General features: G+C 64.8%; 25 protein-coding genes. 13 read left to right on the top strand and 12 right to left on the bottom strand.

All coding sequences use genetic code 11. The features are described 5' to 3' along the window. Positions 1 to 135 precede the first annotated feature (135 nt). Together VIQ49_RS04380 and VIQ49_RS04375 are read left to right on the top strand one after the other, a co-directional pair. Positions 136 to 1,014, top strand: a complete 879-nt coding sequence (locus tag VIQ49_RS04380; protein WP_331881228.1) for a hypothetical protein — start codon at positions 136 to 138, stop codon at positions 1,012 to 1,014. A 310-nt stretch (positions 1,015 to 1,324) separates the two neighbouring features. Then, the gene (locus VIQ49_RS04375; protein ID WP_331881225.1) at positions 1,325 to 1,600 is read left to right on the top strand and encodes a hypothetical protein; all 276 of its coding nucleotides are present in this window, start codon (positions 1,325 to 1,327) and stop codon (positions 1,598 to 1,600) included. A gap of 115 nt (positions 1,601 to 1,715) precedes the next feature. Here VIQ49_RS04375 and VIQ49_RS04370 read toward each other — a convergent pair whose 3' ends face one another. Next, complete coding sequence (locus VIQ49_RS04370) at positions 1,716 to 2,594, bottom strand: alpha/beta hydrolase (protein ID WP_331881223.1); 879 nt, start codon at positions 2,592 to 2,594, stop codon at positions 1,716 to 1,718. Positions 2,595 to 2,665: 71 nt separating this feature from the next. Then, entirely contained in the window at positions 2,666 to 3,316 is a 651-nt protein-coding gene (locus tag VIQ49_RS04365) for a GPR1/FUN34/YaaH family transporter (protein WP_331881220.1), read from the bottom strand. Positions 3,317 to 3,527: 211 nt separating this feature from the next. On the opposite strand from VIQ49_RS04365, the gene VIQ49_RS04360 reads away from it, so the two are divergent. The 3 genes from VIQ49_RS04360 (at position 3,528) to VIQ49_RS04350 (ending at position 5,372) form a co-directional block, all read left to right on the top strand. Then, positions 3,528 to 3,914, top strand: coding sequence for a TA system antitoxin ParD family protein (locus tag VIQ49_RS04360; RefSeq protein WP_331881217.1), 387 nt, complete (start codon positions 3,528 to 3,530; stop codon positions 3,912 to 3,914). Further along, positions 3,911 to 4,486 (top strand): AAA family ATPase, encoded by a 576-nt coding sequence (locus VIQ49_RS04355; protein ID WP_331881214.1) that lies wholly within the window; start codon positions 3,911 to 3,913, stop codon positions 4,484 to 4,486. The genes VIQ49_RS04360 and VIQ49_RS04355 overlap by 4 nt, the downstream gene beginning before the upstream one ends. 193 nt (positions 4,487 to 4,679) lie before the next feature. Next, positions 4,680 to 5,372 carry a hypothetical protein gene (locus tag VIQ49_RS04350; RefSeq protein WP_331881212.1) on the top strand — a complete coding sequence of 231 codons (693 nt, stop codon included), beginning with the start codon at positions 4,680 to 4,682 and terminating at the stop codon, positions 5,370 to 5,372. A gap of 16 nt (positions 5,373 to 5,388) precedes the next feature. On the opposite strand, the gene VIQ49_RS04345 is transcribed toward VIQ49_RS04350, so the two are convergent. From VIQ49_RS04345 to VIQ49_RS04335, 3 genes are all read right to left on the bottom strand, one after another. Further along, entirely contained in the window at positions 5,389 to 5,571 is a 183-nt protein-coding gene (locus tag VIQ49_RS04345) for a hypothetical protein (RefSeq protein ID WP_331881210.1), read from the bottom strand. A 100-nt stretch (positions 5,572 to 5,671) separates the two neighbouring features. Continuing rightward, positions 5,672 to 7,039: an MFS transporter gene (locus VIQ49_RS04340; RefSeq protein ID WP_331881207.1), complete on the bottom strand. Its 1,368-nt coding sequence runs from the start codon at positions 7,037 to 7,039 to the stop codon at positions 5,672 to 5,674. Between the two features lie 25 nt (positions 7,040 to 7,064). After that, positions 7,065 to 7,961: an alpha/beta hydrolase gene (locus VIQ49_RS04335; RefSeq protein ID WP_331881205.1), complete on the bottom strand. Its 897-nt coding sequence runs from the start codon at positions 7,959 to 7,961 to the stop codon at positions 7,065 to 7,067. Positions 7,962 to 8,082: 121 nt separating this feature from the next. Between VIQ49_RS04335 and VIQ49_RS04330 the strand changes: the two genes are divergently transcribed. Beyond that, complete coding sequence (locus VIQ49_RS04330; RefSeq protein WP_331881202.1) at positions 8,083 to 8,577, top strand: DUF6328 family protein; 495 nt, start codon at positions 8,083 to 8,085, stop codon at positions 8,575 to 8,577. 18 nt (positions 8,578 to 8,595) lie between these two features. On the opposite strand, the gene VIQ49_RS04325 is transcribed toward VIQ49_RS04330, so the two are convergent. Then, entirely contained in the window at positions 8,596 to 8,748 is a 153-nt protein-coding gene (locus tag VIQ49_RS04325; protein ID WP_331881199.1) for a hypothetical protein, read from the bottom strand. Between the two features lie 102 nt (positions 8,749 to 8,850). Here VIQ49_RS04325 and VIQ49_RS04320 point away from each other — a divergent pair, with 102 nt between their 5' ends. Beyond that, entirely contained in the window at positions 8,851 to 9,720 is an 870-nt protein-coding gene (locus VIQ49_RS04320) for an SCO6745 family protein (protein ID WP_331881196.1), read from the top strand. Positions 9,721 to 9,795: 75 nt separating this feature from the next. Then, positions 9,796 to 10,200, top strand: coding sequence for a nitroreductase family deazaflavin-dependent oxidoreductase (locus VIQ49_RS04315; protein ID WP_331881193.1), 405 nt, complete (start codon positions 9,796 to 9,798; stop codon positions 10,198 to 10,200). Positions 10,201 to 10,222: 22 nt separating this feature from the next. On the opposite strand, the gene VIQ49_RS04310 is transcribed toward VIQ49_RS04315, so the two are convergent. Beyond that, positions 10,223 to 10,630 carry a YccF domain-containing protein gene (locus VIQ49_RS04310; RefSeq protein WP_331881191.1) on the bottom strand — a complete coding sequence of 136 codons (408 nt, stop codon included), beginning with the start codon at positions 10,628 to 10,630 and terminating at the stop codon, positions 10,223 to 10,225. A 64-nt stretch (positions 10,631 to 10,694) separates the two neighbouring features. On the opposite strand from VIQ49_RS04310, the gene VIQ49_RS04305 reads away from it, so the two are divergent. Then, positions 10,695 to 10,910 (top strand): hypothetical protein, encoded by a 216-nt coding sequence (locus tag VIQ49_RS04305; protein ID WP_331881190.1) that lies wholly within the window; start codon positions 10,695 to 10,697, stop codon positions 10,908 to 10,910. Positions 10,911 to 10,963: 53 nt separating this feature from the next. Here the strand turns inward: VIQ49_RS04305 and VIQ49_RS04300 are convergent, their stop codons facing one another. Together VIQ49_RS04300 and VIQ49_RS04295 are read right to left on the bottom strand one after the other, a co-directional pair. Continuing rightward, entirely contained in the window at positions 10,964 to 11,608 is a 645-nt protein-coding gene (locus tag VIQ49_RS04300; RefSeq protein WP_331881187.1) for a response regulator transcription factor, read from the bottom strand. Then, positions 11,596 to 12,717, bottom strand: coding sequence for a sensor histidine kinase (locus VIQ49_RS04295; RefSeq protein ID WP_331881185.1), 1,122 nt, complete (start codon positions 12,715 to 12,717; stop codon positions 11,596 to 11,598). The genes VIQ49_RS04300 and VIQ49_RS04295 overlap by 13 nt, the downstream gene beginning before the upstream one ends. Before the next feature lie 246 nt (positions 12,718 to 12,963). Here VIQ49_RS04295 and VIQ49_RS04290 point away from each other — a divergent pair, with 246 nt between their 5' ends. The 4 genes from VIQ49_RS04290 to VIQ49_RS04275 all read left to right on the top strand — a co-directional run bounded on the left by VIQ49_RS04290 (position 12,964) and on the right by VIQ49_RS04275 (position 17,601). Next, a complete protein-coding gene (locus VIQ49_RS04290; protein WP_331881182.1) occupies positions 12,964 to 15,114 on the top strand; it encodes an MMPL family transporter in 2,151 nt (716 codons plus the stop codon). A gap of 54 nt (positions 15,115 to 15,168) precedes the next feature. Next, positions 15,169 to 16,488, top strand: a complete 1,320-nt coding sequence (locus VIQ49_RS04285; protein WP_331881180.1) for a transcriptional regulator — start codon at positions 15,169 to 15,171, stop codon at positions 16,486 to 16,488. A gap of 44 nt (positions 16,489 to 16,532) precedes the next feature. Next, on the top strand, positions 16,533 to 16,886 hold the full coding sequence (locus VIQ49_RS04280; protein WP_331881177.1) for a Fe-S protein: 354 nt from the start codon (positions 16,533 to 16,535) through the stop codon (positions 16,884 to 16,886). A 124-nt stretch (positions 16,887 to 17,010) separates the two neighbouring features. Beyond that, positions 17,011 to 17,601, top strand: a complete 591-nt coding sequence (locus VIQ49_RS04275) for a dihydrofolate reductase family protein (RefSeq protein ID WP_331881174.1) — start codon at positions 17,011 to 17,013, stop codon at positions 17,599 to 17,601. Between the two features lie 19 nt (positions 17,602 to 17,620). Here the strand turns inward: VIQ49_RS04275 and VIQ49_RS04270 are convergent, their stop codons facing one another. The 3 genes from VIQ49_RS04270 to VIQ49_RS04260 form a co-directional block, all read right to left on the bottom strand. Beyond that, the gene (locus VIQ49_RS04270) at positions 17,621 to 18,283 is read right to left on the bottom strand and encodes an alpha/beta hydrolase family protein (protein ID WP_331881172.1); all 663 of its coding nucleotides are present in this window, start codon (positions 18,281 to 18,283) and stop codon (positions 17,621 to 17,623) included. 155 nt (positions 18,284 to 18,438) lie between these two features. After that, positions 18,439 to 19,233, bottom strand: a complete 795-nt coding sequence (locus VIQ49_RS04265) for a UbiA family prenyltransferase (RefSeq protein ID WP_331881170.1) — start codon at positions 19,231 to 19,233, stop codon at positions 18,439 to 18,441. Continuing rightward, positions 19,230 to 20,408, bottom strand: coding sequence for a nucleotide pyrophosphatase/phosphodiesterase family protein (locus tag VIQ49_RS04260; protein ID WP_331881167.1), 1,179 nt, complete (start codon positions 20,406 to 20,408; stop codon positions 19,230 to 19,232). The genes VIQ49_RS04265 and VIQ49_RS04260 overlap by 4 nt, the downstream gene beginning before the upstream one ends. Between the last annotated feature and the right edge of the window lie 50 nt (positions 20,409 to 20,458).

The raw sequence follows: 20,458 nt of genomic DNA, 5'->3' as shown, positions 1-20,458 counted from the left end.
TGAAGGGACCACCGACGCGACGCGCCGGTGGTCCCATAACTGGCAATCCAGGTGGTCCCATCCTCGTGGCAAAAATCAGCTCACGGTGGTCCCTTCACGCTGGCAGATGACAATCGGCGCCGAATCCCTTGGTTTATGCTGCCTTCGGTCAACGGCACTTCCCACCAAAAGATTGTCGAGGCCGTCGAGACCACTCGTGGCAGGCTCCGCGGGGTCAGCCCGAACCGTGATTCGCGGGGGCAGATTATCGCTGGTCTTTCGTTCGGGTTCTGGACCGAATTATTCAAAGCTCAGCATGAAGATCTTTGGCGCGGCGCACTGACGCGAGCGCTGCCGGGGACGCCTCAGGGCAAGCGAAAGAATGTCACCATAGCCTTGGAGCGAACGCGCAAGTTCAGGAACCGACTCGCGCACCACGATTCTCTTCTGTCTCAAGACATTCCGCTTCAGCTCGAGACGATGCTTTCGATAGCAGAATGGATAGACCCCGACGCGCGTGCATGGCTCGAACAGAAGCAACGGGTCACATCAATCTACGCGGCTCGTCCTGTTGTTCCGGTGGACACTCTCGTGGTCTCTGCTGGGATCGCGTGGCCCCTCTACCAGGCGGTATCAGTCTACGTCTGCCCGCCGGATCGAGTCTTCCGTCCCGCCAAGTACCTGGCCTTCTACGCTGACAAAGAGGTCAAGCCTGAGGTCGCTGCAATTTTGCATCACCGAGCGAACGTTGAGTGGACTGACGCGGAGAGTGCCCGACTACAGAACCTGCAGGGCGATGCGCATAAGTACGACCGGAAGGTCGGGAACGCGATCGCTGAGAGTCGCCAACGGAGTTGGACAGCTGGCCGCTACCAGATATTTTTGCTGAGCTCGCCGGGCGATGCCAGACATTTGACGTTGGCGAACCCCATTCCCAACATCGCCACTGGCCGTGGTTCGGCGTACGTTCAGCGGCATCGATACACCTCCAGTCACTCGCTGCAGGTGTCGTCCACCACTGCCGAGCTCGCCTGAACCGACCAAACGGGCACGGTGTGACCGTCATAGCCGGCGGCAACCTCGTTTGGCTCCCTAATAGAACCTGTCAAATCGGATTCAGCTGATAGCGCGTGCTTGCTCCATCCCGGCCGACGAAACAGAAAGCGATCCTTCGTCCAGCTGAGCACTTCGTTTCGTAGGTTGACGGTCGGTAATTGCGACGAGTACCGAAACGGAGATGTCTCTGCAGTTATCCGACCGGCGCTGAGTCGCTCCGACAGTCCGGGTAAATCGCGGTGTTGCGAACATCACTGAACGCAGCAGGTGGGTTCAAACAGGCGGTGACGTGGCACAGGACGATCGGTGGATCGAGGTCTCCAAGTCCGCGTTCGCCCATGAAGCCGAGGGTCTCGCGATGCTTCGTGACATCGTGCCGGTGTCGTCGTCGCCGTATCGCGCCTGGACCAACTTCGAGTTCATGGACAACCACGGTCAGTGGCACGAGATCGATGCACTGGTCCTCGGGCGCCGTCAGCAGAGGAAGACCCAGTCCCGAACTGTCCGTGAAAAGAGGACATTCGCATCAACCAGCACGTCTAGCGGCCCGGTGCTCATAGGCTGAGAGCTTACGAGACCGGACCGTCACAGAGCGCAATCAGTCTTCCTCGAGTCCGATGGAGTCCTCGAAACTGCGAAGGTCATCGAACGCGCGGCGGTGAGGAGTCCTGTATGGCCTTCTAAACCGCTGCTCCGGCCAGCACACTCCGGAGTGTGGCGGCGAACTCGGTGGGTTTGCCCGTCTGGCCGAATTCGCCGCCCAGGAAACCGCCGTGGTCGCTCGGGAAGACGACGGCGTCGCGGCCCAGGAGTGCGGCGGTGGCATGCGCTGCGCGGCCGGCCATTTCGCCGTCGACCGGGCCGCCGGATTCCTCGCCCACGCCGATCACGATCTCGGTGGGTGCCGAGAGAAGCGCATCGACGTCGGGTACGTAACCCGCACCGCCGCCGCGCATGTTCGACATCAACGGATCGGTGCGGGAACCGTCATCGTCGGGCGACATCCCGAATGCCGCCGGGTCGGGAGCCGGCTGCGCGAGGTAGTCGGCGTCGATCTCGCCCCGCTTCATCACCAGTGCGATGAACTTCGCCATGGCCGGACCCTCCCCCGACGCGTCATAGGTGGCGACCATGTCGGCGCAAACGGCGCGCAGTTGGTCGCGGTCCGGAAGGATTCCGCCCGCCGGCGGCTCGTGTGCCACAAGCAATCGGACGTCCTGTGGGTACCGCGCAACAAGTGCCAGCGCGTTGACGGCGCCGCCGCTGGAGCCGAACACGTCAACGGGCCCAGCGCCGACAGCACCGAGGACAGCGTGCAGATCGTCTGCGTGTTGCTCCGGGGTCACCGCCGATGTGGGTTCGTCCCGGACGCTGCGACCGGTGTTCCTGGGGTCGTAGGTGACAACTGTGCGGTCGGGAAAATGCGACGACAACGTGGCGAAGCCGGTCGCGTCCATCGGCGAGCCGATGAGCACCAGCGGGACGGTATCCGTCGACGAGCCATCGCGGACGTCATACGTCAGGGTGGCGCCTGAAACTGAGACTGTGTGAGTTTTCATGTCCATGTTGACCTGCGTCGCACTAAAAAGTCGTCGGTACACAACAGCCCTTGCTGCGCGGCGCTGTCAGGTCACCGAACCAGCGGTCGGCCGAGCGGCAGATTCGAGCCACCGGTCGCCGCGTTCATCGCATCGACAAACAGGTACGCGCCCACGAGGGCGAACGAGAACACCAGGTAGCCGCCGATGTGGGTTTGGGTCTCGCTGGCGTTCGCGGTGCCCAGGAACACGAAGAGCAGTGCCAGGTCGATCAGGATGAACAGCAGGGTGAACGCCAATGGCAGACGAAGACTGGCGACGGTCAGCAGCACGATCATCGCGAGCCAGGAGAGCAGGAAGAGTTTCTGCGTCCCCACGGCATCTTCCGGGGTGATTCCGAACCAATTGTTTGTCAGACCCAACACCAGCGCTGCATAGCTGAACCAGAAGCCTGAGAAGATCCCGAAGATCGCTGCTACCGCATTCTGTGCCAGGTTGGCGGCCCAGGTCGCGGCCACGAGTTGTCCGATTCCCGTGGCGGCCAGGATGATCGGAATGGACGCTCCGGTTGCGGCGGCGGGTACGTAGCCGGTCAGCACAAGCGCGAGTGCAACCGATCCGACAAGAAATGTCGGTACGCCGATGAGCGCTGGGTTACCTACGGCCGGCGCCTCATCGGGCGCGGCAGCGAGTGGTTCGCCCTGCACGGCAAGCATTTCCGGAGCCGATTCGATGGTGGTCATGTGACAAGTCCTTTGCGATTGTCCGCCGCACTCGGTGTGTGGCGCCATCAGAAGGCTAGGAGCAGTCGGGTCGGAAGTATGGCCCAAGTCACACAGCACTGACCAAAGATGGTCCGCTCGGACAGGGGTCAGCTGACCAGTGCACATCTGTCACTGTTTCCAAGTGCTACGCTTGTAGCCAGTTGCAACATCCGAGCTTGGAGGGTCAGGTATGGCAAGAACAGCAGACAAGGTGACGCGTTTCGACGCCGAACTCGTCGACAGCGCCATCGCGGAAGGTGAGCGACAGCAGCGCACCGGCCGCCAGCAGTTGGAGCACTGGGCACGTGTGGGTCGGGCGATGACCGCCCACGAGACGGCGCCGCTGGCCAAAGTCCGTGCCGCCCTCGCCGGGGACGTACCACTGGAAGACCTCACCGCGCCGGAGGGAGCGGTGTTCAACGCCGAGATTCGAGCCGCGATTGCGGAGAACCTCGCGGAGGCCGACTACCGCAAGACGCTGGCCGAACGCGGAGTCACCACGGTATCGACGAATGACAAAGGCGAACTCGTCGAATACCGGCCGGATGGCTCGCAGCACATCCTCGACGCTGGATGAAGCGACTTGATCTGATCGTCGGCCCGAACGGCAGCGGCAAATCCACCTTTGTGGCCGAGACATTGTCTGCGCACCTCCCGCAGAGCGTGTTCGTCAACGCCGACATCATTGCGCGAGACCGCTGGCCCGAGGCGCCCGAGGCGTCGTCCTACGAGGCGGCGAAGATCGCAGAAAGCCTGCGCACCAGGCTGATCGACGCGGGGAGATCATTCATTGCTGAGACGGTGTTCTCGCACCCATCGAAACTGGAGTTGATCACCCAGGCCCAACGAGCCGGATTCATCGTTGTGGTTCACGTGATGATCGTTCCGGAAGAACTTGCGGTGCAACGTGTTCGCCAACGCGTACGGGCCGGTGGCCATGCCGTCCCCGAGGTGAAGATCCGGCAACGGTACGTCCGCCTGTGGCCCTTTGTCGCCACCTCGATCGCGCGCAGCGACGAGGCAACGGTGTATGACACCGCCGGCGGTGTCGCCCCGCGCGTGGTTGCCGAGTTCTTCGGCGGCGAAACCGTTGGCCGGGTGCGATGGCCGGTCTGGACGCCCGAACCCCTGGTTTCTCTCGTCCCCTGACCACAAACGATCCACTTGCACGAAGACGCGCCACAAATATGTGGCGCGTCTTTGTATTATTGGCGCGTTTGCGGAGAGGGTTGCTGACGCCTCGCACATTGGTGGACTTGATCGCGGGTGGACGAGTACGGGCCCGGCCGAGTCTGCGCCGGGACCCCGGGTCGCAGACCGGGAGATCCGGCATGCTGTAGGTGTGGATGCGTTCTTCGAGTTCGTGGGTAGTTACTGGTGGCTGGTGTTCGTGTTCGGCGGGGCCATCGGTGGTGGTCTCAAGGCGATCGGTGCGGCCAACGAGCGTCGCGCAGAGCGCAGGCAGGAGCGGTACCGGCTCAAACAGCAGACGAAGCTGGCCGAGATCGAGGCATCGGGTCAACGGAAGTTGGACGCCGAGGCGGTGCGACGCGATATCAGGAAGAGCCTTGACCAGCACGATCAGATCGATGGACGCTGGTTCGACTACGAACTCGATGCGGCCACCTTGCTCGACTTCCCGATGATGATCGACCTGCGCGAACCACTCACCATCGAGTTCCATCGCGCGAAACGCAAGGCCGACCTGCTACGACCGGACACCATCGACGACCTCGTCGACGACGCTGATCGACGACGCGAATACCGCGACGCGGTGCACGCGTACGCCACCGCATTCGATGTTGCCGAGACGGAGGCCAAGCGTCGTCGCCGGTCGGGCTTCAGCGAGGACGAGCAGCAGCGTCTGAAGCGCGCCCAACACCTGCTCCAGTTGGCGCAGGACGCGGGAGCGAGCCCGGAGGAGCGGCGTAGTGCTTACGCGAAGGCCCGTAAAGAACTCGAAGGGTTGATCGTGTTGCCGGTGGCCACCACGCGACAACTCGAGCAGCGGGTGGCCGGACAACTCGAGCGGTGACCGGCCGCGTTCTGGCTCAGACCGTCATGGCGGTCGCATCTGTTTTGATGGCACCCAGCGCGGTCGCGCATGCCGGGCACGTGGCGACGTCCAGCTGGAATTCCCATCCGCTGGTGCTTCCGGTCTGTACCGCGAGAGTGTGGTCGGTGATGTGGGGCATCGCCATGGTGCGTCCGCACAGGCTGCAACTCAGAGTCATCCGTATCCGTCCTTCTGGCCCGACTGAACATGTCGGGCTGCAACCTCAACCGAACAGGTGCACGTTTACCCCGATCTGAGGTTTCGAAACACTCCGGCGGTTAGTCGACCTGTGGCACCCGTTTGCTGAGCAACCAGGCGCCGATTCCCACCGCGACGAACACCACGGACGCCGTGATGAGTGTCAGCACGAACCCCCTGTTGCCGCCACCGTAGACAGCCATCAGGGCAACACTGACCGCGCTGCCGACGGTGAATCCCAGATACCGCAGCACCAGGTTGAAAGCCATTGCGCTGCCGGTCTCCTCACTCGGGATGTGCGGAATGATCAGCACAGCAAGCGAAGAGAAGCTGAACCCGCCTCCCAGGCCGCCCACGGCCATCCAGACCACCGCCCAGGCGACGTGGTCGTGAGCCACGGCCAGCCCCAAGGTGGAGCACATGAAGATCGTGCAGCCGAACGGCAGCACCAGATCCGGGCCGAATCTCTTGACCGCGACCAGAGCCATGCGACTGCCGATCACGCTCGTCAGCGAGTAAGGAGTCAGCATCAACCCGGCGACGGCGAGTGACTGATCCAGCCCCCAGTCCGGGTTCTGGACGAGCACGATGACAAGTGACAGCAGCGTGTACATCGCGATGCCACCGCCCGCGGCCACCAGGTTCGGCGCCGCGACGCCTGGCCGGACCGCGAGTCGTAGGTCGACTAGCGGCTGATCACAGCGCAGCGACCACACGATCCACAGCGCGAACGCGATGATCCCGGCGGCGGCCAGGCCGAGCGTGCGAGGCGACAGCCACCCCCAGGGTTCGCCGTGGCTGACGGCGAGTAGAAAAGTACCGGTGCCGCTCGACAACAGCAGCGCGCCAATCCAATCCACGGACATGCGGGTGGAGGCACGCGATGGGGGTATGTAGCGGACAGCCAGGATCAGCGTGATCAGACTGAGCGTTGCGCCGAGCCAATACGCCGTATGCAATCCCCACACGGATGCGACAGTCGCGGTGATCGGGTAACCGAGGCCGGCGCCGGCCACACCGGCCACCGACAGTATTGCGATAGCCGGAGCCAGCCGAGAGACCGCAAACGACTCACGAGCGACTGCCATCGCAAGCGGCACCAGCGCCATGCCGACGCCCTGGAGTGTCCGGCCGATCACCAGGGCCACGAAACCCAGTGGCAGCGCGGACAATACACATCCGACGGCCACGATCAGGAGTCCGACAAGAATCGTCGGACGTCGCCACGCCCCGCCACCGAGGCGGCCCAAGACGGGCGTCGCGATGGCGGCCGTCAGCAACGTTGCGGTCAGTGTCCACTGCGCCTGGGTGATCTCGATGTCGAATTCGGTGGAGATCTTCGGAACAAGGGGCGCGCCGAGACTGCTGACGATCGACGTGATCGTGGTGACCAGGCTGAGGGTGAAGAGCAGGATGCCATACCGGGGTGGCCGGCCGGTCGCGGTCATCCGCGGGCGGGGGCCGCTGACATGTTCAATGTCCCGCGTCCCACTGAGCCAAGATCGTTCGCAGGATTGCCACCAGCGGTAGCGGCTGGTCGAACATCGGATGATGTCCGGCGTCCGGGAGGTCGACCACGGTGGCCGGTTTTGCGAACAGTCCGGCGATTTCCCGGGCCATTTCGGGGCTGACCATGCCGAGCTCGCACCGGATGTACAGCGACGGGGTCACGATGTTGCCAAGCAGCTCACGGAGATTCACCAGGCGACCCGCTTCGTGCCGTTTGCGGAACATCTCCGGATCGAACTTCCATACCCACCCGGCCTCGGTCTCGCGCACCGACTCCTCGGCGACGTGCCGGGCCACGTAGGGCAGTAGGGTGTCCTGCCGCGGTTCGGTCCGGAACCGGACGCAGATTTCTTCCTTGTTCGGATGGGCCTTCGGTACGCGGGCGAGCTGCCGGATGATGATCTCCTCCGGTGGCTCGTCGAACAGCGGCGAGTCGATGATCACCAGACCCGCGGCGGCATCTGGGTGCGTTGCGCCCAGGACTGCGGTGACCCATCCACCCATGCTGTGCCCGACCACGTACGGCTTGCCGGAGATCCCGCCGGCCTTGGCCACTTCGAGGACTTCGTGCGTCCAGGTCTCCATCGGGTATTGCTCGCGGATCTCGCTGTCTCCGTGGCCGGAGAGATCAACCGCGACCACTCGATGGGACGACGCGAGGAGCGGGGCGATGTGGTCCCACCACCCGGAATGTGCCGAGCCGCCGTGGACGAGTACAACGCCGGACCCGGTGTCGTCGCCCCAGCAGCGCAGGTGCACCCGGGCACCGCTGATCTGGACATCGCGATGCTCGGGCCGGTTGGCCAGCGCGGCGGCAAACCAACGCGGCTCGGTGATCGGACTGGATGCCTCGGCCGTCATCAGTTACTCCTTCGCCGCGCAAATGTTCCCCCAGACTATCGACCAGCAGAAACCGGTTGTTTGTCGGGACGCAACTTCTTACGGGCTTGCCTGCGGGTCCAGGTGCGACAAGGATTATTTGATGACCGGTGATCTCGGTGACGATGAATGGGATCGCAAGGAACGCAACGAGACCCCGACGCAGCGGCTCGACCGGAACTGGTCGAGTCTGTTGCAAGAGTTGCGCGTGGTGCAGACCGGCGTCCAGTTGCTCACCGGGTTCCTGCTCACGGTTCCGTTCCAGGACCTCTTCTACGCTCAGGACAAGGTGTTCCACACCGTCTATCTCGTGACGGTTGTCGCCTCGGTGTCCGCGACGGTCTTGCTGTTGGCGCCGGCTTCGATGCACCGGATCCTGTTCCGGCGGCATAAATTGGACGAGCTCATCCGGGCGTCGCAACACTTCGCGCTCGGTGGGTTGGTCTTCCTGGGTGTGGCACTGACCGGGGTCGTGGTGATGGTGTTCGAGTTGGTGATCGGCCGGACCGCGGGCTGGATCGCGGGCGGGGTGTCGGTCCTGGCATTTGTGTTCTTCTGGTTCGTAGTCCCGTGGCAGTATCGCGACATCGACGAGTAGGCCGGGCGACAACAAATCTCAGTCGTCGTTGTCGTCGTCTTTGTGAACGAGTTCGGGCGCCACCTCGCGGGTGGCCATGCCGCCGGTCCCACCTTCATCGACCGGGCCGGGGCGCCCGCCTTTGGGCTCATCGACGTTGTTGCGGTCCGATTCATCTTTTTTGTTGGTCATCGTCAAATGGTAGGCCGCGCCGTCGGTGCGTGGTTCTGATCATGACGGTCATGAACTCGCCGAATCCTGGTGTGCGTCACGCCCCGGTGGCATGCTCGGGTCATGGCCATCGACCTGCCCACCGCCCGGCGACTGTGGCGGCTCCTCGAACCACTGCACGCCGTCACCTACTTCTCCGACGAAACCCGTGAGGCGCTGTCGGCCGCCGGCTACCGCGGGTTCTGGATGGGCTACTTCGCCGCCCGGGCCGCACCCCTGGGACCTGTCGGGCCCGAGATCGTCACAGCACTGTTCTACAACTTCGCACCCGCCCACGTGGCCAAGGCGATCCCGGATGCGTGGGATTTCGCGCCTCCTGAGACCGCTCTGCAGGTGCGTCAGGAGGCCGCCGTGGCCACGCTGTCCCGCATGCTCGGCGACGATGCCGCCGACGCCATCGATCGGGTGGTCGCGGTGCTGTTCCCGGTCGCCCAGAATGCCGATCTCGGCGGCCGGGCCCTGTTCGCCGCCAACTCGGCATTGCCCTGGCCCACTGATCGGGTGGGAGCCCTCTGGCATGCGGCGACGCTGTTGCGCGAACACCGGGGCGACGGCCATGTGGCGGCACTGACCACGGCCGGGATCAGCGGTCGGGAAGCCGGTGTCCTGCATGCCATCGCGAACGCGACGCCGCGGTCGGTCCTGGAAACCAGCCGCCAGTATTCCGAAGCGGAATGGGAGTCGCTGACGGCGCGACTGGCGGATCGCGGTCTGGTCGAACTCTCCGGCGCCATCACGCCGGCGGGACGCGCACTCAAGGCGGAGATCGAGAACACCACCGACCGCCTCGCCGCGCCCGCGTACGCGCGACTGAGCGACAGCGCGGTGGAAGACCTGACGACGTCCTTGATGGAACTCACCAAAGTGGTTGTGGCAAGCGGTGAGATCCCGTCGCAGACGCCGATCGGTCTTGATCTCGACGATGTGGGTTGATCAGCCTGGTGCCGGGAGTCCAAAAAGTCCTTTACGAGCAAGAAACTTCAGACTCGCGACATTAGACTCTCCACCATGGGTTTCAATGATGACATCATCGCCGAGTTCCGGGCCAACGACGGAAAGGTCGGTGGCAACTTCGAGGGCGCGCCGATTCTGCTGCTTCATCACCAGGGTGTGAAGAGCGGCAAGAAGTACATCGCTCCGTTGGTTTACCAGGCCGGAAACGACGGGGTCACCTACGTCTTCGCCAGCTTCGCGGGCGCACCGGAAGATCCGCAGTGGTTCCGCAATCTGAAAGCCACACCCGATACGTCCGTCGAGATCGGTACGGAGACAATCGCGGTGACCGCCTCCGAGGTCACCGGCGCCGATCGCGATCGGATCTGGGCGCAGCAGGCGTCGGTCATGCCGGGCTTCTCCGACTACGAGAAGAAGACCACCCGGGTGATCCCGGTGGTCGCTCTGACTCCGGCCTGACTGCCCGCGGCGGCTCTGTTCGTCAGTAGGCCGTGGAGGGCGGCACCAGTGCGCCGCGGTCGGTGTCGACGATCTCCGCTCCGAGGGGGAGCAGTGAGATCGGGATCATCTTGAAGCTCGCGATACCCAGCGGGATGCCAATGATGGTGAGGCACATGGCGATACCGGTGACAACGTGCCCGATGGCGAGCCAGATACCCGCGAAGATGAGCCAGATGACATTGCCGATGGCCGATGCGACCCCGGCGGTCGGCTTACGGACCACGGTCCGTCCGAACGGCCACAGCGCATATACGGCGATACGGAAGGACGCGATACCGAAGGGGATGGTGATGATCAGAATGCAACAGATGATGCCGGCGGCGATGTATCCCAACGCCATCCAGAATCCGCAGAGCACAAGCCAGATGACGTTCAAGATGGTCTTCATCCGGCTCATTGTGCCAAAGTCGGCCCAGTTCTGTTCGGGTGAGTAAATTTTCGGGAGTGTGGCGATGAGGCCCGGCCTCCGAGAGTTCCTGTGGTCGCTGGCGATCACCGTGATCCTGGTGGTCCGCCTGGTCACCACCCTCACGACGGCCCTGCTGATCATGGGCTGGGTGGTCGTGGCGTTTCGGTCGGGGCTCTGGAACGACTGGTTCTGGCCCGCGGCGATCTCCGGTGCCCTGCTGGCGCTGAGCACATTCCTCTACAACCTCGCGCGGGGTTAGTGCCCCGAGTCAAAAGTCCTTTGCGGTCTCCGGCGTTCGATTGCCCCCAGATCTCAGACCCCGAGATAGGCGAGAACCGCCAGTACGCGCCGGTTGTCATCGGCCGACACCGGTAGGTCGAGTTTGGTGAAGATGCTGTTCGAGTGTTTGCTCACGGCCTTCTCGGTCACGAACATGGCCTCGGCGATCGCCGCGTTTGATCGACCTTCGGCCATCAGCGACAGAACCTCGCGCTCGCGGGCCGACAGCCGATCGAGGGGACCGTCGGAACGCTGGCCGGTCAGCAGTTGGGACACCACTTCGGGGTCGAGGACGGTGCCGCCGCCGTTGACCTGCCGGACCGCGTCGATGAACCCGGCGACGTTGGCGACCCGGTCCTTCAGCAGATATCCGACCGCGCCTTCCCCGCTTTCCAGCAACTCCCGTGCGTAGAGCTGCTCCACGTACTGCGACAGTACGAGCACCGGGAAGCCGGGGCGCTGGCCGCGGATCTTGATGGCTGCCCGTAGGCCCTCGTCGGTGAAAGTCGGTGGCATCCGGACATCGAGGACGGCGAGATCGACGGATTCGTCGGCGAGTGCCGCGTCGAGTTCGGTGGCGTTGTCCACTGCAGCGACGACGTCCATCTGGTGTGCGGCGAGTATGCGTGACAAGCCGTCGCGGAGCAGGGCGTGGTCTTCGCCGATCACGACGCGCATGGCACCTCCATGGACACGATGGTGGGGCCACCGATCGGGCTGTGCACGTACAGCGAGCCGTCGAGGGCCTTGAGCCGCTGGGTGACACCGTGCAAACCGGATCCGGCCGCCACGGCCCCGCCGATCCCGTCGTCACCCACCTCGACTCTGAGCACACCGTCGAAGATACCCATGGAGATCCAGGCGTTGTGGGCGCGGGAGTGTTTGCCGATGTTGGCCAGGGCTTCGGCCACCGCGAAGTACACCGCGTTCTCCATCGCCGCCGGAAGGCGTTCATCAACAGCGAGATTCAAGGTCATCGCCAGCGGCATGTCGAGCGCGAGGGCCTCGACGGCGGGTCCCACGCCACGATCGGCGAGAACCGGTGGGTGGATACCCCGCACCACCGACCGCAGATCGCCCAGTGCGGCGGTCGCGGAAGCCCTGGCCTCGGCCATGAGTTGTTTGGCCGCGTCGGGATCGTTGTCGACCTGGCTCTCGGCCAACCCGATGGTCATACCGAGCGCTGCCAGCCGGGCCTGGGCGCCGTCGTGCAGATCCCGTTCGACGCGGCGCAGCTCGGCGGCGGCCGAATCAACTGTCGCGGCGCGGGATTCGGTCACCTCGTGAACCCGTGCCTCCAAGACCTCGGCGCGGCCTCTGTTCAGAACGCCCAGATCCATCGCGGCACGGGCTCTCATGAGGGGTTCGACGAACGGCAGCAGGACCAGGGTGGCGGCGAAGATCACGCCGACCAGGGAGATGACGAACCCGATCGTCGAGGCCAATGCGAGCCATCCGAGATCCCGCCAGCGCAGCGAATCCGAACTCCACACCGAGAGCAGATGAAAGATGTTGCCGCGATCGTGGCGGGGTTTGTAGTCGCCGGGGTACCACCGGCGGTCGAGGACACCCGCCGCCATCCTGCGGTGCAGGTCGCAGAGAGCGGCGACGATCGGGACCTCCACGTACAGCACCAGCGCTCCGACCGATATCAGCACCAGCGGGATGGCCACCACCTGCACGATGAACAGCACCAACGCAACCGGCGCCAGCAGGGCGGTGACCAGGGCGTACATCGCCGCCCGCAACCACCGGACCACCAGGGTCGGTTCATTGTCGGCGTTCACGGTTTCCTCTCCGGCCGCGGCACAGTGCCGAACCTGGGTCTTGCATGGTGCAAGAACACTCATGGTGCCTTGCGCCGAGGCGAAAGACAGTGGTGCTGGATCTACCTCCATGGTGGACAATTTCGCCGCACATCGGGGGTTTATCGCTCCCGACCCGGTGCACGTGCTGAAGAAGAGTGGTGATTGCCCCGGTGTCCGCCGGGCGATCCGTTCGAGGCCCCACGCCTCACAGCATCAGGAGCTCCCATGAGACAGATGACGCGAGGGCCACAGGCCGTCGCCCGGTGGAGTGCCCATAATCCTTGGCGCGCAATCGGACTCTGGCTGGCACTGGTGGTGGTCGCAGTGGCGTTCAGTGCACTGATCCCCACCCAGGAAACCGACGACGCAGATTATCGCGTCGGTCAGTCCGGGACCGCCGACCAGATGATCCACGACGCCGGTCTGGCCGCACCCGACACGGAGTTCGTGCTGATCACCGGTGATCAGAACGACGCGGTGGTCGCAGCAGCAGAGTTGCGCGAGTACCTGGCCGGCTCCACGGAGGTGCAGGAGGTGACCGGACCGCTGCAGTCACCGGACGGTGCGACCCAGCTGGTGTCGATCGCCCTGCGCGCGCCACCGGGCGACGAGGAACCGACCATCGCCGACGTTGATGCAGCGGTGTCGTCGGTCAGCGCTGCGCATCAGAACCTCGAGTTCGGGCAGACCGGCGACGTCACACTCGACGATGCGATCAACGAGCAGGTCGCCGAAGACCTGGCCTCCGCCGAGATCATCAGCATCCCGATCACTCTGGGCATCATGCTCTTTGCGTTCGGCGCGCTGATCGCGGCCGGCATACCGGTGTTGCTGGCAGTCACGTCGGTGGTGGCCACCATCGGTATCTACGCCCCGATCTCGTATCTCGTGCCGTCGGAGGGTACCGCCTCGTCGATGGTGCTGTTGATCGGCATGGCTGTGGGCGTGGACTATTCGTTGTTCTATCTGAAACGAGAACGAGAGGAACGCCGAAAGGGCCACGGCACACTCGACGCCGTGGAGATCGCCGCGTCCACCTCGGGGCACTCGATTCTGGTCTCCGGCGTGGCTGTGATCGCCTCATTGGCCGGCCTGTTTGTTCTCGGCAACGCGACCTTCAATTCACTTGCCACCGCCGCGATCATCGTGGTCGCGGTTGCGGTGATCGGCTCCCTGACCGTCCTGCCCGCTCTGCTGGTGAAGTTCGGCCGCTGGGTCGACCGCCCGAGGGTGCCGCTGCTCTGGCGCCTCAACGCGCGGATCGGTGAAGGTGGGATCAGCTCACGCATCATCGGACCGGTGGTCACGCGGCCGGTTGTCGCTTTGGTGGCCGGCCTGGCCGTGATGCTTGCGCTGGCCATCCCCGCCTTGACGATGACCTTGCGCAGCGGGGGTCTGGACACCCTGCCGCAGGACATTCCCGCAGTCGCAGTGGCACAGCAACTCGACACCGCCTTCCCGTCGGAGGGTTCGTCGGCCAACGTGGTGGTGACCGGCGGTGATCCGGCCGCGGTGACCGCGGCATTGACAGACGTGGGGGAGTCGGCGATCGAGAGCGGCGCCTGGACCGTCACGCAGGAGCCGCTGACCTCGGCGTCGGGGACAACCACCGAACTGCGGCTCGCTAGCACGTTCGAGCAGGGTGACACCCAGGCCGACAACGCCATGCTGGACCTGCGGTCGACCGTGGTACCCGACCGCGTGGACAACATCGACGGGGCGCAGTTCGCGGTCGGCGGCCAGATCGCCGAGCAATACGACAGCACCAAGGCGCTGTCGGACGGACTGCCGATCGTGGTCGCGGTGATCCTGACCCTGACCATGCTGATGTTGGTGGCGACCTTCCGGAGTCCGGTGATCGCGGTGGTATCAACCCTCCTGAACCTGTTGTCGGTGGGTGCGGCATTCGGTGTGCTGGCGTTGGTGTTCCAGCACACCTGGGCCGAGGGGCTGCTCGATTTCACCTCCAACGGAACCGTGGTCGAGTGGATACCGATGTTCCTGCTGGCGGTCCTCGTCGGGCTGTCGATGGACTACCACGTGTTTGTGCTCGGCCGGATCCGCGAGGGAATCAACAACGGGTTGCCCCCGAAGGTCGCGGTACGAGCCGGGGTCACACAGACCGCGAGTGTGGTGACCAGCGCGGCACTGGTGATGGTGTCGGTATTCGCCCTGTTCGCCGCTCAGAGCATGGTCGAGATGAAGCAGATGGGTGTCGGACTGGCCGTGGCGATCCTCCTCGACGCGACCATCGTCCGGCTGGTGTTGCTGCCGTCTATCCTGGTGCTCCTCGGCACCCGTGCCTGGTGGCCGCGCCGGACCCGGACAGAGGCGCCGTTGGTGCCAAATCGCCAGGCCACACCTGCACCGCTGTGACGTGGTGCACAATGAGGGGGTCGGGGCTCTTCGGGAGCGAACGGAGGTGACGTGGTGGGTGAGTTGCAGGCACCTGCGCGCGACTTCTGGACCGCATTGGAACCAGGCGAGGATCCGGCCGCAAGGCTGAAGCAGGTTCGCCGGGCCCACGAACTCTTTGTGCAAACCGGGACGTTGTCCCCGGCCACCGGCCCCACCTCGGTGAGGTCGGTGGTTCGGGATTCGTGGATGCGTTCTGCCAAAGGTGGCGTCAACCCTTCGGGGATGACGGACGACAGCAGCATGTCGTGGAACGACTTCCTCGAGTACCGCAACGGCCATCCGATGGCCGCCGCGTACCCGCTGGTCCGTTCGCTCATGCTCGACGAGGTCTCCGACTCCGGTGTGGTGGTTGCACTCACCGACGACGTGGGTCGGTTGTTGTGGGTAGAGGGTGACCACAAAGCGAGAGACCAGGCCAGCGGCATCAACTTTGTCGAAGGGGCGTTGTGGGCGGAGCAGGTCGCCGGCACCAACGCCCCGGGTCTGGCTCTTGAGGTCGACCACGGGGTGCAGATCTTCGGGGCGGAACATTTTGCGTTGCGGGTACAGGACTGGAACTGCGTGGCGGCTCCGGTCCACGACCCGGTGACGGGTGCGGTGATCGGTGTCATCGATGTGACCGGCGGCGAGCGGGTGGCAACGCCGTTCGCGTTGTCGATGGTCAAGTCGGTGGTCGCCGCGGTGGAGGGTGAACTCCGGATCCGTTCACTGACCGGTGAGGTGCCCCGGGAGGTGGAGCCCTCCGGTCCGAGCCTGACCGTGCTCGATGGTGACCGGTACTTCTGGCGGCCCACCGGCGGTCCGTCGATGCGGTTGTCGCGGCGTCATGCGGAGATCCTGGTGCTCCTCGGCGAGTATCCCGGCGGACTGGGCACCGAGCAGGTCGCGACGATGCTCGCCGAAGACGGGATCGATCCGGTGACGGTCCGCGCGGAGATCTCCCGGTTGCGCCGCGACCTCGGTGCGGATGTTGTCGCGTCCCGGCCGTATCGGCTGACCACGCCCGTCGACTCCGACATCGGTCAGGTGCGCCGCATGTTGCGCACCGGTGAGATCGCCCGGGCCATCGAGAAGTTCGGTCGCGGTGGATTGCTCAGTGTGTCGCTGGCACCCGGGATCGCCGACATCTTCGAAGAACTCAAAGAGGACGTCCGATCGGCTGTCCTGACCTCCGGCGACCCGGAGTTCCTGCGGGCGTGGACCGCATCGGTCCACGGACGCGAAGACCTGGCGGCCTGGCGCAGGTGGGGCCAAACGCTGGTCCCAGGTCACCGGGACGAGGCCCTGGTCCAGGGGCGCCTACGTCTGCTCGACCGCCGTTTCGGGATCTGAACACGCCGTTGTTCCCGCACAGAATCCGTGGTTAAGCTGCTCCCATGGAACTACTACGCAACGTCGTAATACTTCTGCACATCGTCGGTTTCGCGACCACCTTCGGCGCTTGGGTGGCCGAAGCGGCCTCCCGTCGATTCCGCACCACCCGGGTGATGGACTACGGTCTGCTGCTGTCCCTGCTCACCGGCCTGGCGCTCGCCGCGCCCTGGCCGGCGGGGATCGATCTGAACTATCCGAAGATCGGGTGCAAACTCGTGATCCTGGTGATCCTCGGCGGGGTCCTCGGTATGGGAAATGCGCGTCAGCGGCGTACGGGAGAGCCCGTCCCGAGGCCGATGTTCTACGCGGTCGGCGCGCTGTCGCTGTTGGCGGCAGGGCTCGCCGTCATCTGGTGAGGGGTTGTGGGCCGAATTGTCTGAATCCGCATGCAGGTCCGGGTGGCGATGAGTTTCGCGGTGATCCGCGGTCCATTCAGTAACCACCAAACATCGCTTTGATGACGATCAAGGAGTGCGTGACATGACCGCGACCTACACGTTCGACATCTTTTCCAGCATCGACGGCTACGGCTCCTACGACGAGGCCTCCGACGGCGCCGACTGGGGTGGCTACTGGGGTAAACAGGGGCCGCAGTTCCTGGATCACCGGCTGTCCCTGTTCAAAGGCGAGCAGCGAATGGTGTTTGGGGCCAACACATATCGGGAGTTCGAGCAGATGCTGGCGGCGAGTGACGAGGACTCCGACGTGCGCGACGCGTGGGTCGCGCGGATGAGAAGCCTGCCGACGACAGTGGTGTCGTCGACGCTGCGAGAACCACTCGACTGGCCGGATGCAACCGTCGCGAGCGGTGATGCTGTCGACACCGTCACCCGGCTGAAGGAGGAGTCCGACGTCCCGTTGCGCTCACACGGCAGCCTCTCCCTGAACCGTGCACTGATGGCCGCCGGTCTCGTAGACCGTATCCAGGTGACGTACTTTCCTGTCCTCACCGGAAGATCGGGCACCGCGCCGATCTTCGGGGGCGCCGACGACTTCGATCTGGACCTGATCGAGAGCCAGACGTTCGATGGGCGTATTCAAGAACTCGTCTATCGGCCGACGCTGCACTGACGCTTCGGCGCGTGGTCGGTCAGCCGGCGATCCAGACCGCGACCTGTGCGGTGACGGCCAGCGATCGGGGATTGTCGGTGGCGACATAACGGTCGTGGGCGGCGTCGTACGCCGCCCCGGCTATGGAGCCGTGATCGGCGTCGAGTTCGACGAGTTCCACCGGCCAGCCGTTGGTTTCGAGGGTGGCCGCGAAATCCTGGCTGGCATGAAGGGGAACCGCATCGTCGCGGACACCGTGCATCAGGGTGAAAGGTGTTCTGCGCCCGACGTCCGGCAGCGTCTTCGGCAGGTGTCTTCCGCTGATCGGATCCGTCGCCTGGAAAGCGCCGGCCAGGCAGATCGTCCTGAGGATGCTAAACCCCATGTGTTCGGCATGGATTGTCAGTCCGGCGGCGGCCAGACCCCCGAGCGACCAGCCAACAAGTACGAGCGCATCGGCTCCACCGGGCCGGTCGGCGGCGAAGCGCGCGGAGGCGAGCAGATCTGCCCGGCCGTGGTCGGTCGCATGCGAGTCCCAATCGGGCGCGATGACGTGGAATCCGTGATCAGCGACGCGCGCGGCCAGCGGCGCCACAGCCGAGCGCGCGTCCGTTTGCATCCCGTGCCAGAGCAGCAGGGTCTGGTCGCCGGGATCGCCGAATACATCGGCCGCACGGTCCGGGGCGTATTCGATGGTTTCCATGCGCCGAGTCTGCCCGACTACGCAGCGGTTCGAAGCGAAACCATGCGTCCTACGACACCGGCTCAGCTGCCATCACACGAGCAGAGATGCCAGATGGGTCGCCGATTTCAGGTCGAGTCGCGGGCTTCAACGGAAGAGTCGCCGGGCAGTGGTGATCAGGACAGGACCAGCATGGTGACATCGATCCCGGCGATCGCGATGGCACCGTAGAACGGGACCCGGCCGGTTCCGCGCATCGTCACCAGTGCGATGACAATCACGACCACCAGGCCCGCCCACATCCACAGCAATTGCGAGTTCGCCAGCACCGCGATCGCGGAGGCGCCGACGAGTAGGACACCCGCCACGTATGGAAGGCGACGGGCACCGAGGAGGTGAGGGAGCCCTCGAACACCGGTCGCGGCGTCATCGGCGAGGTCAGGCATGACGTTGAGCAGGTGAGCGCCCGTACCGAGCAGCCCGCTGACCGCAATCATCCACGCCGGCGGCAGATGGCTGGGATCTGCGGTCAGCGTGACGACAACCGGAAGCGAACCGAATGCGACAAAATAGGGGAGCCACGACAGGACGGTCGACTTGAGCCCGGTGTTGTAGGCCAGCGCAGACCCGACACCGAGCAGAAGGTGCACCAGGGCGGCCGGCAGGCCGCATGCGAACGACGCCGCCACACAGACGATGCCGGCCAGCGCGACTGCCTCCACTGCGGTCTTCGGACTCAGGTCGCCCGTGGCCAAAGGCTTGTCCGTACGTCCGACCTGTCGGTCCCGCTCCCGGTCGATGAGGTCGTTGGTCCAGCCGACGACGAGCTGACCACTGAACACGGCAACCATCAGCACTGCGATCGACCGCGGATCCAGTTCGACGGTGACGCCCACCGCCGCGGTCAACACGGTCACCGCGACCGCAGGGATCGCGTGCCCGGCAACGACCAGCGCGGTCGCCGTTTTCACCGGGCAGTGCCGCGGATCACGATCGCGGGGACGAGTTGTTCTGCGCTGTCCCAGGAACCGTGATTGCCGACGAGCGTCGACTCCAGCGGTTCGACCTCGGATCGGATCATCGCGGTGTCACCGCGGGCCGCGGCCACCACATCACCGATCCGGACACGGATGTTTCCGCGGACGGCCTGCCCGAACCACCCGGCGTCGATGGCGTCGTCTCGGTGGAGAACCGTTGCCCGGCCGGCGAGCATCGTCTGCCAGGCCACCTGGACATCGTCGGCGGCGCCGTCTTCGGCGTAGACATGCCGAACCCGAGCTTCGCCGGCGATCGCGGTGGTGCCGGCGACCAGTTCGTTGTGCAGGTCGATGTCGAAGCGGCCCTGCGACGTGTCGACCATGCCGTGATCACCGGTGATGACCAGCGCACGACCGGCGGGGAGTTGTTCGGCCAGTTCGCCGACCATCGCATCGATGAGACGGAGTTGCTCGCGCCACGGCGGTGAGCCGGGACCGGCGAGGTGCCCGGCCAGGTCGAGCCCACCGTAGTAGGCGTATCCGAGGGTTGATGCAGGCGTGGTCATCTCGGCGAGGATTGCGGTTCGGAGATCGTCGAGTTGTTCGGCGGCGATCATCCTGCCCGCACCCCGCAGTGCTGCCCGCGACAATCCGGAGTCGATGTGCAGACCCGGCACGATTTGCCTCGTGGTGAATCCTTGAGCGCGGCACTTCTCGAAAATCGTTGTGGTGGTTTGGAAGTCCTCAGGGATCACGGTCCGGATGAGGCTGTGATCGTGATCGCCGTGTACACACCAGCGCAGCGAGTTGAGGATCGGCGCCTCCGGGATGCGCCCACCGGCACCGGCCCGGAAGGTGTATCCCAGGATGCCGTGGGTGCCCGACGGGCGTCCGGTGGCCAGGCTGGTGAGGCTGACCGCGGTGGTGGCGGGAAATCCGGCGGCCACGGTTGTGGAGTTGTCGAGGGCGGCGGCATTGAGGTTCGGCGCGTCGTCGGGATGCGCGGCGACCAATTCTGCGCCGAGGCCGTCGATCAACAGCAATGTCGCCGACTGTGCCGGCACCATCTTCAGGTGGTTGTCGAGGTCGGCGGCGCCGAGGGAGGCCGCCATCGATTCGAGGACGGCTGACAGCGGCGGCAGGCTGTGACGCGGATCCAGATCACTCATCAGCGATGACGCTAATCCTGTTGCCTACTCGCGCGCAGGCGGGTGTCCGG

This window comes from Williamsia sp. (assembly GCF_036566845.1).
Classification (GTDB): Bacteria; Actinomycetota; Actinomycetes; order Mycobacteriales; family Mycobacteriaceae; genus Williamsia.
The sequence above is the reverse complement of the archived record's forward strand: the minus strand, read 5'-3'. Positions and strand labels throughout refer to the sequence as shown.

What these genes read in the sequence shown, in the direction of transcription:
- VIQ49_RS04380 (WP_331881228.1), top strand. Translation starts at nt 136, where the DNA reads ATGCTGCCTTCGGTCAACGGCACTTCCCACCAAAAGATTGTCGAGGCC.
- VIQ49_RS04370 (WP_331881223.1), bottom strand. Translation starts at nt 2,594, where the DNA reads ATGAAAACTCACACAGTCTCAGTTTCAGGCGCCACCCTGACGTATGAC.
- VIQ49_RS04365 (WP_331881220.1), bottom strand. Translation starts at nt 3,316, where the DNA reads ATGACCACCATCGAATCGGCTCCGGAAATGCTTGCCGTGCAGGGCGAA.
- VIQ49_RS04360 (WP_331881217.1), top strand. Translation starts at nt 3,528, where the DNA reads ATGGCAAGAACAGCAGACAAGGTGACGCGTTTCGACGCCGAACTCGTC.
- VIQ49_RS04355 (WP_331881214.1), top strand. Translation starts at nt 3,911, where the DNA reads ATGAAGCGACTTGATCTGATCGTCGGCCCGAACGGCAGCGGCAAATCC.
- VIQ49_RS04345 (WP_331881210.1), bottom strand. Translation starts at nt 5,571, where the DNA reads ATGACTCTGAGTTGCAGCCTGTGCGGACGCACCATGGCGATGCCCCAC.
- VIQ49_RS04340 (WP_331881207.1), bottom strand. Translation starts at nt 7,039, where the DNA reads ATGACCGCGACCGGCCGGCCACCCCGGTATGGCATCCTGCTCTTCACC.
- VIQ49_RS04335 (WP_331881205.1), bottom strand. Translation starts at nt 7,961, where the DNA reads ATGACGGCCGAGGCATCCAGTCCGATCACCGAGCCGCGTTGGTTTGCC.
- VIQ49_RS04330 (WP_331881202.1), top strand. Translation starts at nt 8,083, where the DNA reads ATGACCGGTGATCTCGGTGACGATGAATGGGATCGCAAGGAACGCAAC.
- VIQ49_RS04325 (WP_331881199.1), bottom strand. Translation starts at nt 8,748, where the DNA reads ATGACCAACAAAAAAGATGAATCGGACCGCAACAACGTCGATGAGCCC.
- VIQ49_RS04320 (WP_331881196.1), top strand. Translation starts at nt 8,851, where the DNA reads ATGGCCATCGACCTGCCCACCGCCCGGCGACTGTGGCGGCTCCTCGAA.
- VIQ49_RS04315 (WP_331881193.1), top strand. Translation starts at nt 9,796, where the DNA reads ATGGGTTTCAATGATGACATCATCGCCGAGTTCCGGGCCAACGACGGA.
- VIQ49_RS04310 (WP_331881191.1), bottom strand. Translation starts at nt 10,630, where the DNA reads ATGAAGACCATCTTGAACGTCATCTGGCTTGTGCTCTGCGGATTCTGG.
- VIQ49_RS04305 (WP_331881190.1), top strand. Translation starts at nt 10,695, where the DNA reads ATGAGGCCCGGCCTCCGAGAGTTCCTGTGGTCGCTGGCGATCACCGTG.
- VIQ49_RS04300 (WP_331881187.1), bottom strand. Translation starts at nt 11,608, where the DNA reads ATGCGCGTCGTGATCGGCGAAGACCACGCCCTGCTCCGCGACGGCTTG.
- VIQ49_RS04290 (WP_331881182.1), top strand. Translation starts at nt 12,964, where the DNA reads ATGAGACAGATGACGCGAGGGCCACAGGCCGTCGCCCGGTGGAGTGCC.
- VIQ49_RS04280 (WP_331881177.1), top strand. Translation starts at nt 16,533, where the DNA reads ATGGAACTACTACGCAACGTCGTAATACTTCTGCACATCGTCGGTTTC.
- VIQ49_RS04275 (WP_331881174.1), top strand. Translation starts at nt 17,011, where the DNA reads ATGACCGCGACCTACACGTTCGACATCTTTTCCAGCATCGACGGCTAC.
- VIQ49_RS04270 (WP_331881172.1), bottom strand. Translation starts at nt 18,283, where the DNA reads ATGGAAACCATCGAATACGCCCCGGACCGTGCGGCCGATGTATTCGGC.
- VIQ49_RS04260 (WP_331881167.1), bottom strand. Translation starts at nt 20,408, where the DNA reads ATGAGTGATCTGGATCCGCGTCACAGCCTGCCGCCGCTGTCAGCCGTC.